8 protein-coding genes (1 of these 8 running past the window's edge) are annotated in these 17996 nt (G+C 72.9%); 7 read left to right on the forward strand and 1 reads right to left on the reverse strand.

The features are described 5' to 3' along the window. The 7 genes from QSK30_RS23140 to QSK30_RS23170 all read left to right on the forward strand — a co-directional run. A protein-coding gene (locus QSK30_RS23140; RefSeq protein ID WP_285505751.1) for a non-ribosomal peptide synthase/polyketide synthase crosses the window boundary here: on the forward strand, window positions 1-12232 show its 3' portion. Its footprint begins 9485 nt before the window's first position; 12232 of the gene's 21717 nt are visible here — the last part of the coding sequence; the start codon falls outside the window, past its left edge; it ends in the stop codon at window positions 12230-12232. After that, on the forward strand, window positions 12232-12441 hold the full coding sequence (locus tag QSK30_RS23145; RefSeq protein WP_285505753.1) for an MbtH family protein: 210 nt from the start codon (window positions 12232-12234) through the stop codon (window positions 12439-12441). The genes QSK30_RS23140 and QSK30_RS23145 overlap by 1 nt, the downstream gene beginning before the upstream one ends. After that, window positions 12438-13400 carry a TauD/TfdA family dioxygenase gene (locus QSK30_RS23150; RefSeq protein ID WP_285505755.1) on the forward strand — a complete coding sequence of 321 codons (963 nt, stop codon included), beginning with the start codon at window positions 12438-12440 and terminating at the stop codon, window positions 13398-13400. The genes QSK30_RS23145 and QSK30_RS23150 overlap by 4 nt, the downstream gene beginning before the upstream one ends. After that, the gene (locus QSK30_RS23155) at window positions 13397-14650 is read left to right on the forward strand and encodes a diaminobutyrate--2-oxoglutarate transaminase (protein WP_285505756.1); all 1254 of its coding nucleotides are present in this window, start codon (window positions 13397-13399) and stop codon (window positions 14648-14650) included. Before QSK30_RS23150 ends, QSK30_RS23155 begins: the two co-directional genes overlap by 4 nt. A 5-nt stretch (window positions 14651-14655) precedes the next feature. Then, on the forward strand, window positions 14656-15972 hold the full coding sequence (locus QSK30_RS23160) for a lysine N(6)-hydroxylase/L-ornithine N(5)-oxygenase family protein (protein WP_285505757.1): 1317 nt from the start codon (window positions 14656-14658) through the stop codon (window positions 15970-15972). Window positions 15973-16035: 63 nt separating this feature from the next. Next, window positions 16036-16875, forward strand: coding sequence for a GNAT family N-acetyltransferase (locus QSK30_RS23165; protein WP_285505759.1), 840 nt, complete (start codon window positions 16036-16038; stop codon window positions 16873-16875). Between the two features lie 308 nt (window positions 16876-17183). After that, window positions 17184-17546 (forward strand): hypothetical protein, encoded by a 363-nt coding sequence (locus QSK30_RS23170; protein ID WP_285505761.1) that lies wholly within the window; start codon window positions 17184-17186, stop codon window positions 17544-17546. A gap of 84 nt (window positions 17547-17630) precedes the next feature. On the opposite strand, the gene QSK30_RS23175 is transcribed toward QSK30_RS23170, so the two are convergent. Then, window positions 17631-17990 (reverse strand): RNA-binding S4 domain-containing protein, encoded by a 360-nt coding sequence (locus QSK30_RS23175; RefSeq protein ID WP_285505762.1) that lies wholly within the window; start codon window positions 17988-17990, stop codon window positions 17631-17633. Between the last annotated feature and the right edge of the window lie 6 nt (window positions 17991-17996).

Below are 17996 nucleotides of genomic sequence, written 5' to 3' on the forward strand. Positions count from 1 at the left end.
AGTCCACAATGGACTTGTCGAGCTGGCCCGGGCACGGCACGCGACCATGTTCATGGTGGTGCAGGCCGCCCTGGTGACCCTGCTGCACCGGCTCGGCGCCGGGGACGACATCGTGATCGGCTCCCCGGTCGCCAACCGGGTCGACGAGGCGGTGGCCGACCTGGTCGGGTTCTTCGTCAACAACCTGGTGCTGCGCACCGACCTGTCCGGCGACCCGACCTTCACCGAGGTGCTGGCCCGGGTGCGGGCTGCTGACCTGACCGCCTACGCCCACCAGGACGTGCCGTTCGAGCGCGTCGTCGAGGCGGTGAACCCGGTGCGCTCCACGGCCCGGCACCCGCTGTTCCAGACCAACCTGAACTGGGTCGACGCCGACCAGCGCGCGGTGGTCGAGCTGGTCGCCGAGCTGCCCGGGGTCGCGGGCCGGGTGCTGGAGCTGACCGCGCCGACCGCCAAGTTCGACCTGTCGTTCTTCCTCGCCGCGCACTTCGGGGGCGAGGTGTCCGGGCTGCTGGAGTTCGCCACCGACCTGTTCGACCGCGCCACCGCCGAGCGGATCGCCGCGCGCTTCGTCGACCTGCTCGCCGCCGTGGTCGCCGAGCCGGACGTGCCAGTCGGCGCGCTGGACGTCGTCGGCCCGGACGAGCGGCGCAGGCTCGCCGCGTGGAACGCCACCGCGCACGAGCTGCCCGAGGGCACCTTGACCACGCTCATCGAGGCCCAGGTCGCCCGGACTCCCACCGCGCCCGCGGTCGCGTATGGACATTCGACGCTCAGCTACGCCGAGCTCGACGCCCGCGCGAACCGGTTGGCGCGCCACCTGATCAGCCTCGGCGCGGGCCCCGAGCGGTTCGTGGCCGTGCTGCTCCCGATCTCCGAGCACGTGTTGGTCACCCTGCTGGCGGTGCTCAAGTCGGGCGCGGGTTACCTGCCCCTGGACCCGGCCCACCCGGCCGACCGGCTCGCCTTCATGCTCGCCGACATCGCCCCGGTCGCCGTGGTCACCACCCCCGACCGTGCCGCCGGTGTCGGCCGTGTTCCCGTGGTCCTGCTGGACGATCCGGCCATCGCCGAGCAGCCCGACACCGGGCTCGACGCGATCGCGACCCCCGGCAACGCGGCGTTCGTGATCTTCACCTCGGGCTCCACCGGCACACCGAAGGCCGTCCTGGTCGAACACCGCTCGCTGGTGGCTTACCTGTCCTGGGCGCGCCACGAGTACGCGAGCCTCGCGGGCCGCGTGCTGGTCCACTCGCCGATCGCCTTCGACCTCACCGCCACCGGGCTGTTCGGGCCGCTGATCTCCGGCGGCCGCGTCGAGCTGGTCGGCTGGACCGGGTCCGGCCCCGAGCCGGGCGCGGCCGTCACCCGCCCGGACTTCGTCAAGGCGACCCCCAGCCACCTGCAGCTGCTCGCCGCCGTGCCCGAGGAGTTCTCCCCGAGCGGCCAGTTGGTGCTCGGCGGCGAGTCCCTGCTCGGCGACGCGCTCGACGAGTGGCGGGCCCGGTACCCGGGCGCGACCGTGCTCAACGAGTACGGCCCGACCGAGACGACGGTCGGTTGCACTGTCTTCCGCGTCGAGCCCGGCGACGCGCTCCCGTCCGGCGTGATCACCATCGGCACCCCGGTGTGGAACACCGAGATCCACGTGCTCGACGCCCGGCTCCGGCCCGCCCCGGTCGGCACCGCGGGTGAGCTCTACGTGGCGGGCGCGCTGGTCACCCGGGGCTACCACGGCAGGCCGGGGCTGACCGCCGGTCGGTTCGTGGCCAACCCGCACGGCCCGGCCGGTTCGCGGATGTACCGCACCGGCGACCTGGCGCGCTGGACCGGCTCGGGCAGGCTGGAGTTCGTCGGCCGGGTCGACGACCAGGTCAAGATCCGCGGCTTCCGGATCGAGCTGGGCGAGGTCGAGGCCGTGCTCTCGGCCGCGCCCGGTGTCACCCAGGCGGCCGTGGTGGTGCGCGAGGACCAGCCCGGGGACAAGCGGCTGGTCGCCTACCTCGTCCCCGCGGCCGACCGGCCGGATCTGGCCGCTGACGTGGCCGCGCTGCGGGCCGCGGCCGAGCGTGCGTTGCCGGACTACATGGTGCCCTCGGCGTTCGTGCTGCTCGAGGTCCTGCCGCGCACGGTGAACGGCAAGCTCGACCGCAAGTCGCTGCCCGCGCCCGAGGTCGACACCGCGGGCCGCGCGGCGTCCTCGGCGCTGGAGAGCCGGGTCACGGCGCTGTTCGCAGAGTTGCTCGGGGTGGCCGAGGTCGGCGCCGACCAGGACTTCTTCCGGCTCGGCGGGCACTCGCTGCTGGTCGCGCGGCTGGTCAACCGGCTGCGCGACGGCTTCGGCGCCGAGCTGTCCCTGCGCGACGTCTTCGAGCACCCGACCGCCGCGGGCGTCGCCGGACTGCTCGGCACCGCCGCCCCCGCGGCCGCCCCGCTCGTCGCGGGCGTGCGGCCCGAGTGGATCCCGCTCTCGGCGGCGCAGCGCAGGCTGTGGTTCCTCGACCGGCTCGACGGTCCGTCGGCGACCTACACGATCCCGATCGCGCTCCGGCTGTCCGGTCCGCTCGACGTGGCCGCCCTGCGAGCCGCCTTCGCCGACGTGGTGGCCCGGCACGAGGTGCTGCGCACGGTCATCCGCGAGGACGACCAGGGGCCGCACCAGGTCGTGACGGACCGCCCGGCGCCCTTCTCGATAGTCCACTGCGGACAGTCCGAAGTGGATGAACTGGTGGCCGGTGCGGCGCGCGAGCCGTTCAGGCTGGAGGCGCAGCTCCCGGTTCGGGCGACGTTGTTCGCCGTGGCCGAGCACGAGCACGTCCTGCTGGTGCTGCTGCACCACATCGCGGGCGATGGCACCTCCATGCGCCCGCTCGCCGCCGACCTCGCCACCGCCTACGCCGCCCGCCGCGACGGCTCCGCCCCCGCCTGGTTGCCGCTGCCCGTGCAGTACGCGGACTACGCCCTGTGGCAACGAGACCTCCCTGACGACCTGGCGTTCTGGACCGACGCGCTGGCGGGCATCCCCGAGCAGATCGACCTGCCCACCGACCGGCCGCGCCCCGCGGTCCTGTCCTACCGCGGCGACACGGTCGAGTTCACCGTCCCTGAGGGCCTCCGGTCCGCCGTCGCCGACCTGGGCCGTGACCACGGCGCGAGCGAGTTCATGGTGCTGCGCGCCGCCCTGTCCACCCTGCTGCACCGGCTGGGCGCAGGCACGGACGTCGTCGTCGGCGCGCCGGTGGAGGGTCGTCCGGACACCGCGGTGGAGGATCTGGTCGGCCTGTTCGCCAACACGCTCGCGCTGCGGGTCGACCTGTCCGGTGAGCCGACTTTCGCGGAGGTCCTGTCGAGGGTGCGCGCGGGAGACGTGGCCGCGCACGCCCACGCCGGGGTCCCGTTCGAGCAGCTGGTCGAGGTGCTCAACCCGGTGCGCTCGCGGGCCCGCCACCCGTTGTTCCAGGTGCTGCTGGCGGTCAACGCCGAGGTCGCGCCCCCTGTGCTGCCTGGCTTGGCCGTCACGCTGGGAGCGGTCGCGGGTGATCTCGCCAAGTTCGATCTGTCCGTCCTGCTCACCGAGCACGCGGGCGGTTGGTCGGGCACCGTGGAGTACGCCACCGACCTGTTCGACCGCGCCACCGCCGACGCGTTCGCCCATCGGTTCCTGCGGGTGCTCAGCGAGGCTGTCGCCGATCCCGGACGCGCCATCGGCGACCTCCCGTTGCTCACGACCGCCGAGCACGAGCAGTTGGTCGTCCGCAACGACACGGCTCGTGCCCTGCCGTCCGCTTCGCTGCCCGACCTCTTCGAGTCCCAAGTGGACCGGACGCCGGACGCCGTCGCGGTCGTCTCGGCCGAACGGGCACTGACCTATGCGGAGTTGGACGCGCTGGCCAACCGCCTCGCCCGGCAGCTGGTCGGGCGCGGTGCCGGCCCGGGGACCGTGGTCGCTCTGCTGCTCCCGCGGTCGGTCGAGTTCCTCGCCGCCACCTTGGCCGTGCTGAAGGCCGGCGCGGCATACCTGCCGCTCGACGAGTCGTTCCCCCAGGCCCGGATCGACCAACTGCGCGCCGACGCGGGTGTCCTGCTGACGATCACCGGCGACACCTTCGCCGATCTGGACGAGCACTCGGCCGACCGGCTCGGTGTGCGGGCGCACCCGCGCTCGGCGGCGTACGTGATCTACACCTCCGGCTCGACCGGCGGTCCGAAGGGCGTGGTGGTCGAGCACGCGGCCCTGGCCGCCTACCTGAACGAGGCTGTGCGGCTGTACCCGTCGGCGGCGGGGGAGTCGCTGGTGCACTCCTCGCTCGCCTTCGACCTGCCGATCACCGTGCTGTTCGCACCGCTGGTGGCGGGCGGCCGGGTCCGGCTGGGTGATCTTGACGGGCCCGCTGACCTGCTCAAGGTCACCCCGAGCCACGTGGCGCTGCTTGAGCCGCAGGGTGTGCGCGATCTCGTCGTCGGCGGGGAGGCCCTCGACGGTTCGGCCCTGAGCGCCTGGCGCGCGGCGAACCCGCGGGCGACCGTGGTCAACGAGTACGGGCCCACCGAGGCGACCGTGGGCTGCGTGGTGCACCGGGTCGAGCCGGGCGCCGAGGTGCCCGCCGGACCTGTCCCGATTGGCCGCCCGATCGCCAACGCCCGGACCCACGTCCTCGACGAGCGGCTGCGCCCGGTACCCGACGGCGTGTGGGGCGAGCTGTACCTCGCGGGCGCGGGCCTGGCGCGCGGGTACCTCGGCAGGCCGGGGCAGACCGCCGGCCGGTTCGTCGCCGACCCGTTCGGTCCGCCCGGCACGCGGATGTTCCGGGTTGGTGACCGGGCGCGCTGGACCCCGGCGGGCGTGCTGGAGTTCGCAGGCCGGGTGGACGACCAGGTCAAGATCCGCGGCTTCCGGGTCGAGCCGGGCGAGGTCGAGGCTGTCCTGTCCACTGTGGACGAGGTGCGGCAGGCGGTGGTGATCGCCCGCGAGGACCGACCCGGTGACCGCAGGCTGGTCGCCTACCTGGTCGGGACCGCTTCCGTCGAGCTGGCCCGCAAGCGCTTGACAGCCGTGTTGCCCGCGCACCTGGTCCCTTCAGCCTTTGTCGAGCTGTCCGAGATCCCGTTGACCGCCAACGGGAAGGTCGATCGCGCGCGGCTCGCCGCACCGGTGTCGCAGACCTCCGCCGTCCCGCGCCCGCCCGCCGACGAGCGTGAGCGTCTAGTCTGCGGGCTCTTCGCCGAGGCGCTGGGCGTGGCCGAGGTGGGGGCCGACGACGACTTCTTCGAGCTGGGCGGGCATTCGCTGCTCGCCGCCCAGGTGGTCAACCGCGTGCGGACCACGACCAGCGCCGAGATCGGTGTCGCCGCCCTCTTCGACGCACCGACACCGGCGCGCCTTGCTGACGTGCTCGCCACCGCCGCCCTGGGAAATCGCCCGGTACTCGCTCCACGGTCGCGTCCCGAGCGGGTGCCGTTGTCGTTGGCACAGCGCGGATTGTGGTTCCTCAACCGCCTCAACCCGGACTCGACGGACTACACCGTGCCCGTGGTCCTGCGCCTGACCGGCGCGGTCGACGTTCCCGCGTTGCGCGCTGCCGTCGACGACCTGGTGACGCGCCACGAGATCCTGCGCACCGTCTTCCCCGAGCACGACGGCGAACCCTTCCAGCATGTTCTGCCCGCGGGCGCCGGGCTGGAGCTTGTCGAGGACATCGACACCGCGACCGGTTTCGACCTCACCCGGGAGACCCCGCTGCGGGCCCGCTTCAAGTCCACTCCGGATGGTGGGGTGCTCGTGCTCGTCCTGCACCACATCGCCGGTGACGGCTGGTCGCTGGGTCCGCTGGCCCGCGATCTGGGCGCCGCGTACCGCGCCCGGGTCGACGGGGTCGCACCCGCCCTGCCGCCCCTGCCGGTGCAGTACGCCGACTACGCGCTCTGGCAACGGGACACCCTCGGCTCGCCGAGCGACCCGAACAGTCTGGTCAGCGCACAGTTGGAGTTCTTCCGACGGACGCTCGCCGACGCTCCGGCCGAGCAGACCCTCCCCACCGACCGCCCCCGCCCCGCCGCCCCCACCGGGCGTGCCGACCGGGTACCGGTGGAGCTCCCGGTCGAACTCGCTGTCGACCTGCGTGCGGTCGCCAAGCGGACCGGGACCAGCGTGTTCATGGTGCTGCACGCCGGTCTCGCCGTACTGCTGGGCAAGCTCGGCGGTGGGCGCGACATCGTGATCGGCGCGCCGGTCGCGGGTCGCGGCGACGAGCGGCTGGCCGAGCTGGTCGGCTACTTCGTCAACACCCTGGTCCTGCGCGTCGACCTGTCCGGCGACCCGACCTTCGCCGACGTCCTCGCCCGGGTCCGCGCCGCTGACCTGGCCGCCTTCGAGCACGTCGACCTGCCGGTCGACCAGCTCGTCGAGGAGTTGGCCCCGGTGCGGGTGCCCGGTCGCAACCCGCTGTTCCAGGTGCTGCTCGCCGTCCGGGCGGGCGCCGAGCCGTCGGTCGAGCTCGACGGGCTCACCGTGCGCACCGAACCGAGCGCCACCGGCGCCGCCAAGTTCGATCTCCTGCTGGATCTCGCCGAGCACGCGGACGGGATCAGCGGCGCGCTGGAGTTCGCCACCGACCTGTTCGACCGCGCCACAGCCGAGGATTTCGCGGCCGCCTTCACCCGCCTGCTCGCCGGCGTGGTCGCCGCGCCCGAGAGCCCGGTGCGGCTGGTGAGCGCCCTGTCGGCCGATCTGCGCCACGACCTCGTGCGCGGGTGGCACGGCGAACGGCGTCCCGTGCCCGCGGTGACACTGCCCGGGCTGTTCGCTGTCCAGGTCGCCATTAGTCCACTTCGGACTGCCGTGGTCGCGGGCGATGAGCGCCTGACCTTCGCCGAACTAGCCGACCGAGTCGACCGGCTCACCGGGACGCTCGCTGGGCGCGGGATCGGCCGGGGCGATGTCGTCGCGGTGGTCCTGCCCCGCTCGGCTGACGCGATCGTCGCACTCCTGGCGGTGCTCACCACAGGCGCGGCCTACCTGCCGATCGACCCCGGCACCCCGCCGGTCCGCCGGGCCGACATCCTTGACGACGCCCGCCCGACCCTCGTACTCGACGGTCTGCCGCCTCACGAACCGGGCACGCCCGCGCTCCCGACGCTGGGTGACCTCGCCTACGTGCTGTACACCTCGGGCTCCACCGGGCGGCCCAAGGGCGTTGCGGTCGAGCACCGCGCGCTGGCCAACCTGTTCCACAGCCACCGGCGCGCGCTTTTCGACACCGGGCGCCCGCAGCGGGTCGCCCTCACCGCGCCGCTGTCGTTCGACGCGTCCTGGGACCCGGTGCTCTGGCTGGTCGCCGGACACGAGCTGCACGTGCTCGACGACGACACCCGCCGCGACCCGCAAGCCCTGGTCCGCTACCTCGCCGACCAGCGGATCGACGTCGTGGAGACCACGCCGTCGCACGTCCGGCAGCTGCTCGCCGCCGGCCTGCTCGACCGAACCCACCCCGCCCTGCTCGCGCTCGGTGGCGAGGCTGTCGACGCCCCGCTCTGGCACACCCTGGCCACGACCCCGGGACTGCGGGCGGTGAACCTGTACGGACCAACCGAGTCCACAGTGGATTCGACGCTGGCCTGGGTCGCCGACCACCCGGACCCGGTGCTCGGGCGCGGGATCGACAACACCGGCACCCACGTGCTCGACGCCGAGCTCAACCCCGTCGCCCCGGGTGTGGTCGGCGAGCTGTACCTGTCGGGGCCCGGGCTCGCCCGTGGCTACCTCAACGCCCCCGCCGCCACCGCTGAGCGGTTCGTCGCGAGTCCTTTCGAAACTGGTCAACGGATGTACCGCACCGGTGACCTGGTGCGCTGGACCCGGGCGGGCGTGCTGGACTTCATCGGCCGCGTCGACGGACAGGTCCGGGTGCGCGGCATGCGGGTGGAGACCGGCGAGGTCGAGGCGGTGCTGGCGGCGTGCCCCGGTGTCACCGCGGCTGCGGTGGTCCACGCGGACGGCTTGATCGGCTACGTCGCCGGTGAGGTGACTGAGGAAGCCGTCCGCACGGCCGCGAGCAAGCGCTTGCCGGAATACATGGTGCCGCAACGGTTCGTCGTGCTCGATGCGCTCCCGTTGACTCCCAATGGCAAGGTAGACAAGCACGCCCTCCCGGCTCCGGCAGGTGCCGTGTCCACCGGGCGAGCGCCGCGCAACCGTGCCGAGGCGGTCCTGTGCGCGTTGTTCGCCGCTGTGCTGGGCCGGGCATCGGTCGGCGCTGACGACGGGTTCTTCGCACTGGGCGGGCATTCCCTGCTCGTCACCAAGCTCGTCGGCCGCGTGCGGGCGGAGTTGGGCGTGGAGCTGCCGGTGCGCGCGGTGTTCGAGTCGCCGACCCCCGCGGGCCTGGCGGCCTGGCTCGCCGACGCGGCACCCGCCCGGCCCGGTGTCGAACCGTCGCCCAGGCCCGACCGGGTGCCGTTGTCCTTCGGTCAACGGCGGCTGTGGTTCCTGCACCGCTTCACCGGACCCTCGCCCGCCTACAACATCCCGCTGGCACTGCGGTTGCGCGGCGACCTCGACACCGACGCGTTGACCGTCGCGCTGGCCGACGTGGTCGAGCGGCACGAGGTGCTGCGCACGGTGTTCGCCGAGGACGACGCGGGCGTGCGCCAGGTCGTGCTTCCGGACGCCGCGCCCGTGGTCGAGGTCGCCGACGTCACCGAGGACCGGTTGGCCGACAACGTCGCGGTCGCCTCGGCGTACCCGTTCGACCTCGCCGCCGAGATCCCGGTGCGCGCCTGGGTGCTCCGCCGGGACCCGCGTGACCACGTGCTCGTCGTGCTCGTCCACCACATCGCCTGCGACGGCGAGTCGATGGCGACCCTCGCCGACGACCTCGCCACCGCCTACCGGGCGCGACTGCGCGGAGAACGTCCCTTGTGGACTGATCTGTCCGTCCAGTACGCGGACTTCGCCTCCTGGCAGGACCAACTCCTCGCCTCGGACGTCGGCACCGATCAGCTGGCGCACTGGCGAACCGCCCTGGAAGGCCTGCCGCAGGAGCTCGACCTGCCCACCGACCGGCCACGTCCCACCACTCCCACGGGCACGGGAGCCGCGGTGCCGCTGGAGATCGGGGCATCCTCGCACCGGCTGCTGGCACATCTCGCCGAGCGGTCCGGCACGACGGTCTTCATGGTGGTGCAAGCCGGCCTCGCCGCGCTGCTGACCCGGCTCGGCGCCGGCCAAGACATCCCGATCGGAACCCCGGTCGCGGGTCGGGTCGACGCGGCGCTCGACCGGCTGGTCGGCTTCTTCCTCAACACCCTGGTGCTGCGCACCGACACCACCGGCGACCCCAGCTTCACCGACCTGCTCGCCCGCGTCCGCCAAGGGGACCTCGCCGCGTACGCGCACCAGGAGACGCCGTTCGAGTGGCTGGTGGAGGCGCTGAACCCGACTCGGTCGACCGGACGGCACCCGCTGTTCCAGGTCATGCTCTCCTTCCGCACCGACGACGGCATCGCCCTCGACCTGCCTGGGCTGTCCGTCGAGGCGCTCCCGGCCGGGCCGCCGACAGCCCGCTTCGACCTGTCGGTCAGCCTCACCGAGCGGCACACCGGCGCTGAGCCGGGTGGTATCACCGGGGAGATCCAGTACGCCACCGCCCTGTTCGACCGGGAGACCGTCGCCCGGCTCGCCGCTCGGCTGGTGCGCCTGCTGGAGCAGGCCGGTGCCGCACCTGACACGTCGCTCAGCGCATTCGACGTCCTGCTCCCCGACGAGCACGCTGACCTGACTCCCGCGTGGCGCCCTGACGGCACGACGCTCGTCGACCTGATCGAGGGCGGGGCAGCGGACTCCCTCGCCGTGATCGACGGGGATGTCGAGCTGGCCTTCGGGGAGTTCGGCCGCCGCGCCAACCGATTGGCACACCTGCTCATCGGCTTGGGGGTCGGCCCGGAGTCCGTTGTGACGCTGGCGCTCCCGCGCTCCCTCGACCTGCTCGTCGCCGCGCACGCGGTCGCCAAGGCGGGAGCGGCCTACACCCCGGTCGACCCCGAGGCGTCCGCTGGGCGAACCGCCGCCATGCTCGCCGACGCCGGTGCCCAGCTCGTCATCACCGCTGGTGGCGGCGGATATCAGCTGTCCACAGTAGACCTTGCTGACCCGGGAATCGTCGAACGCCTCGCGGTCGGACCCGACCACGCGCCGACGGACGCCGACCGAACCGCGCCGCTGCGGCCGGAACACCCGGCGTACGTCATGTTCACCTCCGGCTCCACCGGCCGACCGAAGGGCGTGGTCGTCTCCCACGCGTCCCTGGTCAACCACCTGCGCTGGCTGCAACGGACCTACCCGCTCGCACCCGACGACCGGGTGTTGCAGAAGACCCCGACCGGCTTCACGGTCTCGGTGTGGGAGCTGTTCTGGCCCGCGTTCGCGGGCGCGACCACGGTGGTCGCCGAGCCGGACGGCCACCGCGATCCCGAGTACCTCGCCGCGCTGATAGCTCGGCGCGCGGTCACCACCGTCCACTTCGTCCCATCCATGCTCGCCGTGCTGTTGGCGAGCGCCCGCCGCGCTGACCTGGCCGGTCTCCGCCGGGTCTTCGTCGGCGGCGAGGCCCTGACCCGGGACCTGCACGACCGGTTCACCGCCGCGTTCGGCGTCCCGCTGCACTACAAGTACGGCGCCACCGAGATCACCTGTGACGCCACCGCCTGGCACCCGGCGGAGGACCCGGGCGGTCGGCCGCTGCTGCCGATCGGGCGACCGATCGACAACACCAGGACCTACGTCCTCGACGCCGCGCTGCGCCCGGTGCCCCCGGGCGTCGCGGGTGAGCTGTACGTCGCGGGCGCGCCCGTGGCCCGCGGCTACGCCAACCAGCCGGGGTTGACCGCCGAGCGGTTCGTCGCGGACCCGTTCCAGCCCGGCGCGCGGATGTACCGCACGGGGGATCTGGCCCGGTGGGACCGGCGCGGTCGGTTGGAGTTCGTCGGCCGGGCCGACCAGCAGCTCAAGATCCGCGGTGTCCGGGTCGAGCCCGGCGAGGTCGAGTCCGCACTGTCGGCCGAGCCCGGTGTCGCCGACGCGGTGGTCGTCGCCCGTGGTGACTCCCTCGTCGCCTACGTCACCGGTTCCGCCGACCCGGCGCTGCTGCGCGACCGGCTCGCCGCTCGCCTGCCCGGCCACCTGGCGCCGTCGTCGGTCGTCGTCCTGTCCGAGCTACCGAGGACTGCCACAGGCAAACTGGACCGCTCGGCCCTCCCAGCTCCACAGTGGACTGTATCCGACCGGCTGCCGGAGTCCGAGGCGGAGGCGGCCCTCTGCGCGCTGTTCGCCGACGTCCTCGGTCTTCCCGCTGTCGGTCCGGATGACGACTTCTTCGCCCTGGGCGGGCATTCGCTGACCGTGACCCGCCTGGTCGGCCGTGTCCGCGCCGAGCTGGGTGGCACCGTGACCGTGCGCAGCGTGTTCGACGCGCCCACACCGGCGGCCCTCGCCCTGCGCCTGCACGCCGCCGAGGCCGACCCGTTGGCGGTGCTGCTCCCACTGCGCACCGGGGGCGAAGGCACCCCGATCTTCTGCACGCACCCGCTCGGTGGCCTGGGCTGGGCCTACGCCGGGCTCGCCAAGCACCTGGACGACCGCTATCCCGTCTACGCGCTCCAGGCGGCCGGTCTCGACGGGACCGCGCCGCTGCCCGCGAGCCTGGCCGAGATGGCCGCGCGGTACCTCGAGCGCGTCCGCGAGGTCCAGCCGCACGGCCCGTACCGGCTCGTCGGCTGGTCCTTCGGCGGGTTGGTGGCGCACGAGATCGCGGTCCGGCTCCAGGACGCGGGGGAGGAGGTCGACTTGCTCGCCCTGCTCGACGCCTACCCGCGTGACCCCTCCCTGCGTGAGCGCTCCGCGACGGAGCTGCTCGCGGGAGTGGAGATCCCCGACGGGCTCGCCGACGCCGGGCCCGCGCTGCTGACCTCGGCCACGGCGGTGTTCGTCAACAACAACGTGCTCGCGGGTCGCCACGTGCCGCGGGTCTACCGGGGCGATGTCCTCTTCGGACAGGCCGAGCTGCTCGACGAGGGCGAGTCCCGCCGCGCGCCCGAACTGTGGCGCCCGCACGTGACCGGCCGGATCGAGGTCCACCCGGTACCCGCCACGCACAACGGCGTGCTGGCCGCCGCCCCGGCGGCCGTCGTCGGCCGGCTGATCGCCGACCGGCTCCGCGCGCGGGAGAGGAGCCTGTGATGACCAACCCCTTCGAGGACCCCGACGGCGTGTACCTCGTGCTGGCGAACGCCGAGCGGCAGCACTCGCTGTGGCCCGAGTTCGTCGCCGTCCCCGCCGGTTGGGACGTGGTGTTCGGCCCGGGTGACCGGGCGGCGTGCCTGGCCTACGTCGAGCGCGAGTGGACGGACCTGCGGCCGAAGAGCCTGATCGAGGCGATGGGCGAATGACGAGACCGGCCACCGAGACACCCGTGCTCACCGGGGACGACCGCACCGGCCTGCGCTGGGTCGCCCGGTCCCTTGTGGACCGGGCGGGTACCCGCGTCGACGACCCGGCCTGGGTCGCCGCCGCGCGCCGGTCTTGGGAGGACCTGCCCGGCGGCGTCCGCGCGCTGGTGCGGGAGTTCCGCAGGCACTCCGGCCCCGACGGCAGGCTGCTGCTCACTGGCCTGCCGGTCGGTGACCCGCCCCCAACCCCGGCGGTCACCGGCTCGGCCCAGCTGACACCCACGCTGCCCGCCGCCCTCCTGCTCCTCGTCGCCTCCGGGCCAGGCGATCCCGGCGCGTTCGCGGCGGAGAAGTCCGGTGCGCTGGTGCAGGACGTCGTGCCGGTGCCGGGTGAGGAGGAGGTGCAGGGCAACGTCGGTTCGGTCGAGTTGACCTTCCACACCGAGAACGCCTTCCACCCCCACCGACCCGACCACGTGCTGCTCCTGTGCCTGCGCGGTGACCGCGATGACGGCGGCGAGCTGCGGACCTGCTGCGCCCGCAAGATCGTGCCGGACCTGACCGAGCGGACGCGGGAAGCGCTGTACCGCAGGGAGTTCGCCACCGCGGCCCCGCCGTCGTTCACCGAGGGCGGCACCGGCAGCGCGCACGCCGTGTTGACCGGCGATCCCGAGGACCCCGACCTGTGCTTCGACGAGGCCGCCACCACCGGGCTCACCGACCAGGCGCGCGATGCCCTCGCCGAACTGCGGGTCGTGGCCCACCGCCGCTACGACGCGGTGCGGCTGCGCCCCGGTGACCTCGCGGTCGTCGACAACCGGGTCACCCTGCACGGCCGGTCCGCGTTCACCCCGCGCTACGACGGCGAAGACCGCTGGCTGCAGCGCACCTTCGCGTTCACCGACCTGCGCCGCTCGCGCGACCACCGCCCCGGCGACGGGAGTGTGCTGGCCAAGTGAGCACCGTGGACATCTTCGAGCGCCTGGAGTCCGGCGTGCGCAGCTACTGCCGTGGCGTGCCGATCGTCTTCGAGCGCGCCGCGGGCCACCACCTGTGGGACGTCGACGGCCGCCGCTACGTCGACCTGCTCAGCGGCGCGGGCGCGCTCAACTACGGCCACAACCCGCCCGCGATGGTCGAGCGGGTTGTCGACTACCTGCGCTCCGGTGGGCCGGTCCAGTCTCTCGACCTGCACACCAGCGCCAAAGCGGCCTTCCTCGCCCGGTTCGCCGAGGTCGTGCTCGGTCCGCGTGGTCTCGACGACCACGTGCTCCAGTTCCCCGGACCGGCGGGCACGCTGGCCGTGGAGGCCGCGCTCAAGCTCGCCCGGAAGGTGACCGGCCGCACCGAGGTCGTCGCGTTCACGGGTGGGTTCCACGGCGCGTCACTGGGTTCGCTCGCCGCGACCACCTCGCCGCTGCTCCGCGGTGGCGCCGGGGTTCCGCTGCGAGATGTCACGATCTTGCCCTTCGACGGTGCGCTCGACCTCCTGGAAGCGGCCCTGCGCAAGGGAGTCGCCGCCGTGCTGCTGGAGACGGTGCAGGGCGAGGGCGGCCTGGCGGTGGCCAGTCGCCGGTGGTTGGCCGAGGTCCGGCGGCTGGCCGACGCGTTCGGCGCGCTGGTGGTCGTCGACGACATCCAGGCGGGGTGCGGGCGGACCGGCACCTTCCTGAGCTTCGAGGGCTTCCCGGAACTGCGGCCCGACCTGGTCTGCCTGTCGAAGTCGTTGAGCGGCATGGGGTTGCCGATGGCCGCGCTGCTGATCCGGCGCGAGCACGACCAGTGGGCGCCCGGTGAGCACAACGGGACCTTCCGCGGCCACAACCTCGCTTTCGTCGCCGCGACCGCGGCCCTGGACCACTGGGCGGACCCGCGGTTCGTCGCGCAGGCCGCGGCTTTGGCCGAGGCCGTTCCCGCCGCGCTCGCCGACATCGTGGCCGCGCTGCCCGCTGGTCTGTCCGAAGTGGTGGGTCGAGGTGCGATGAGCGGGTTGCGCTTCGCCACCGCCGACCTCGCCGAACAGGTCCGGCGGGAGCTGCTCACCGCGGGCGTGATCACCGAGACCGCGGGTGCCGGGCGGGTGCTGAAGTTGTTGCCGCCCTTGACGATGCCGCTCGCCGATTGGACCACCGTGGCGGGCACGATCGGCACCGCGGTTGGCACCGTGGTCGGTCCGGTCGGTTCGGCCGTGCCGGTCCCGGTGAGCTGAAGACGATGTCCGGAGACAAGATGGAGGTACCCGCGGTGACCGTGCACGACGTGCTGGGCATCGGTTTCGGCCCGGGTGGCATCGCGCTCGCCGCCGCCTGCCACGAGGAAGCCCCCGAGTTGAGCTGCCTGTTCCTGGAGGCGCGCGCCGAGGCGGCCTGGCAACCCGGCATGCTGCTGCGCGGGGTGGACACCCAGCACCACCCCAGCCGCGACCTGGCGACGCTGCGCGACCCGCGCAGCCGGTTCACCTTCCTCAACTACCTGCACGAGACCGGCAGGCTGCTGGCGTTCCTCAACGTGCCGACGCACTTCCCGCTGCGCCGCGACTACGCCCGCTACGTGCGCTGGGTCGCCGACGAGCTGGCGCACCTGGTGCGCTACGACAGCCAGGTCGTCAAGGTCGAGATCGACGCGGGCGCCGAGCCGCACTACGTCGTGCAGACCGCGCGCGGCGAGCAGCACCGGGGCCGCGTGCTGGTCGTCGGCACCGGTCGCACGCCGTATGTGCCGGAACAGTTCACCCCCGGCGCGCGGGTGTTCCACAGCAGCGAATACGGGTTCCGGCTGGCCGAACTCCGTTCCGGCGCAACGGGTCCGCTTACCGTTGCCGTCGTCGGCGCGAGCCAGAGCGCCGCCGAGATCGCGCTCGACCTGCACTCCGCCGGTGATCGAGTGCTCGCCGTGATGCGCGGGTTCGGCTACCGGCTCAAGGACACCAGCCCGTTCTCCGAGGAGTCCTACTTCCCGGAGTTCACCGACTACTACTTCGACGGTTCGAAGCAGGCGAAGGCGCGCCTGGACGCGCAGCTGCGCTCGAGCAACTACTCCTCGGTCGACCAGGACGTGCTGGAAAACCTCTACGTCCGCCGCTACGAGGACACCATCGACGGCGACGAGCGACTCGTGCTGCACGCAAACCACGAGGTCACCATCGCCACGGCAGGCGACGACCGGGTCGAACTCCTGGTGCGGGAGGTCAACACCGGCGTCTCCGCCGAGCTGGCCGCCGACGCCGTCGTGCTGGGCACCGGCTACCGGGACCTCGGCCCCGCGCCCCACAACGAGCGGTTCCCCCGGCTCCTAGAGTCCATTGTGGACGACCTGGCTCGGGATGACGCCGGCGTCGTGACCGTCGAACGGGACTATTTCGTCCCACCCCGTGCCGAGGGCGCGCCGGTACCCGCGCTGTTCCTCAACGGACTCTGCGAGAACACCCACGGCCTCGGCGACGCGGGATCGTTCAGCCTGCTCTCGCTGCGGGCCCGCACCCTGCTGGAAGGAATCCGCCGCAGGCTCGATGGGGTCAATCCCGGCTCTTGACCGAGCGCACGACCCGGGGGCGGTGCGAGGATCGCGGCGTTCTGGTCCACGGGGAGGTTGCGCATGGTCGAGCTCGCGGTGTCCGTCGCGTCGGCGTCCGACGTGCGCCGACTGCGGGACTGGGCGGACGAGGAGGGGTGGAACCCCGGCGACTCCGATCCGTTGGCGTTCTTCCCGGCGGACCCGGGCGGCTTCTTCTTCGGCAGGCTCAACGGCCAAGCGGTCGCCTCGGTCTCCGCCATCCGCTACGGCACCGACTTCGGCTTCATCGGCTTCTACATCGCCCGCCCCGCCGTGCGCGGCCAGGGCCACGGGATCGTGCTGTGGCGCAGGGCGATGGCGCACCTGGTCGACCGCAACATCGGCTTGGACGGCGTGGTCGACCAGCAGGACAACTACCGGAGGTCCGGCTTCCGCCGGGCGTGGAACAACGTGCGGTACCAGGGCGTCCCGGCGGGCGGCACGGTGTCGGTCACCGTCGTCGACGCCCGTGCCGTCCCCTTCGACCAGCTGGTCGCCTACGACCGCCGCTTCTTCCCAGCGCCCCGAGAGTCCTTCCTCGCCGGGTGGGTGAGTCTGCCCGGCCACACCGCCCTCGCCGCTGTCCAGGGCGGCGCCCTCGTCGGTCTCGGCGTCCTTCGCCTGGCGGGCCAGGTGTCCCGCGTCGGCCCGCTGTACGCCGCGTCCGAGGAGGTCGCGCAGTCGCTCCTCACCGCGCTTTCGGCCACCAGGCCCGGTTTCCCCATCGCCGTCGACGTGCCGGACATCAACAGGACGGCGATCACCCTGGTCGAACGACTCGGCCTGACCCCGTCGTTCGAGGCGGCCCGGATGTACACCGGCCCCACCCCCGAGATCGACCAAGCGGGCCTCTACGCCGTCACCACCTTGGAACTCGGTTGATCACCAGCCTTACACTGTCCGCGTGGTGGACCACCCCGTGGTGCGAAACGAGGTCACCGGCCCGACCACCGGCCCCGCAAGCACAACGCGGGCCTCGAGAACCACCGCACCAACTGCCGCAAGCACGACGAGCATGACGGCCACCACCACCGCGCGCCGAACGACCAAGCCCTCCACCCCGCACACCACCGCGGCCACCACAACCTCGCCGACGACCTCGCACGCAATGGTTTGGCGGACCCGTCAACCAGTGAACCCCCGCGCCGCGCCCCTCCGGCAGCCGGACATGATCGGATAGGGTTCGCCCCATGCCCACCCGACGAGCCACCCGCTACGCCGAACGCGGCCAACTCGAATGCGGTTTCCGCGTGCTGCAGGGCCACCAGGACGGACTCACCACGGGTTGGCGCCACGGCCTGGCCACCCTGGCGGTAGACCACATCACCTTCGTCGCCACCATCGGCGGCGTCCGCTTCCTCAAGCGCCAACCCATCCACCTGACCGTCGAAGGCGTCAACGCGGACACCCCACGGCAGCCGAGCGGCCGCGAGATCATCTCCGCCAGCCCGGTCACCAGAGTGATCCAACTGCGCACCCCGACGGCCGTGCTCGAGTGGGCCATCCTCGCCGACCAGGTCACCTGGGCCGTACACCAGGTCAACCCGGAGTAGCCCGTCTGCGTGCGATCGTCGCTCCGCTTGGCGAGTGCGCTCCCAACGAGGGCTACACCAGGTTGGCCCGTTCGCCCACGCCCGTTACGCCTCTGTGCCGCGCAGCCGGTCGATCGTCCGGCGGTCCCGCTTCGTCGGCCTGCCCGTGCCGCGGTCGCGGTGCGCGATCGGGATGACGACCGGCGGCTTCGGCGTGCGGTCGATGAAGCACATCGCCGCCTCCGGGGCGCCGACGCGCTTCTGGATCACCCGGACCACCTCGACGACCCTGGTCGTGTCGCCGACGCGGGCGCGGATCTGGTCGCCGGGGACGAGGACGGTGGCGGGCTTGGCGGGTCGGTCGTTCACCCGCACGTGGCCGCCCCGGCAGGCCGCCGCGGCGTCCGGGCGGGTCTTGGCCAGTCGGACCGCCCACAGCCAGCGGTCTACGCGGTAGGACTCCACGGGTTA

Source organism: Actinokineospora sp. NBRC 105648 (assembly GCF_030269645.1).
GTDB lineage: Bacteria > Actinomycetota > Actinomycetes > Mycobacteriales > Pseudonocardiaceae > Actinokineospora.

Bases quoted from the DNA above. Each gene is read 5' to 3' on its own strand.
- QSK30_RS23160 (WP_285505757.1), top strand. From the start codon at position 14,656: ATGTCCGGAGACAAGATGGAGGTACCCGCGGTGACCGTGCACGACGTG.
- QSK30_RS23165 (WP_285505759.1), top strand. From the start codon at position 16,036: ATGGTCGAGCTCGCGGTGTCCGTCGCGTCGGCGTCCGACGTGCGCCGA.
- QSK30_RS23170 (WP_285505761.1), top strand. From the start codon at position 17,184: ATGCCCACCCGACGAGCCACCCGCTACGCCGAACGCGGCCAACTCGAA.
- QSK30_RS23145 (WP_285505753.1), top strand. From the start codon at position 12,232: ATGACCAACCCCTTCGAGGACCCCGACGGCGTGTACCTCGTGCTGGCG.
- QSK30_RS23150 (WP_285505755.1), top strand. From the start codon at position 12,438: ATGACGAGACCGGCCACCGAGACACCCGTGCTCACCGGGGACGACCGC.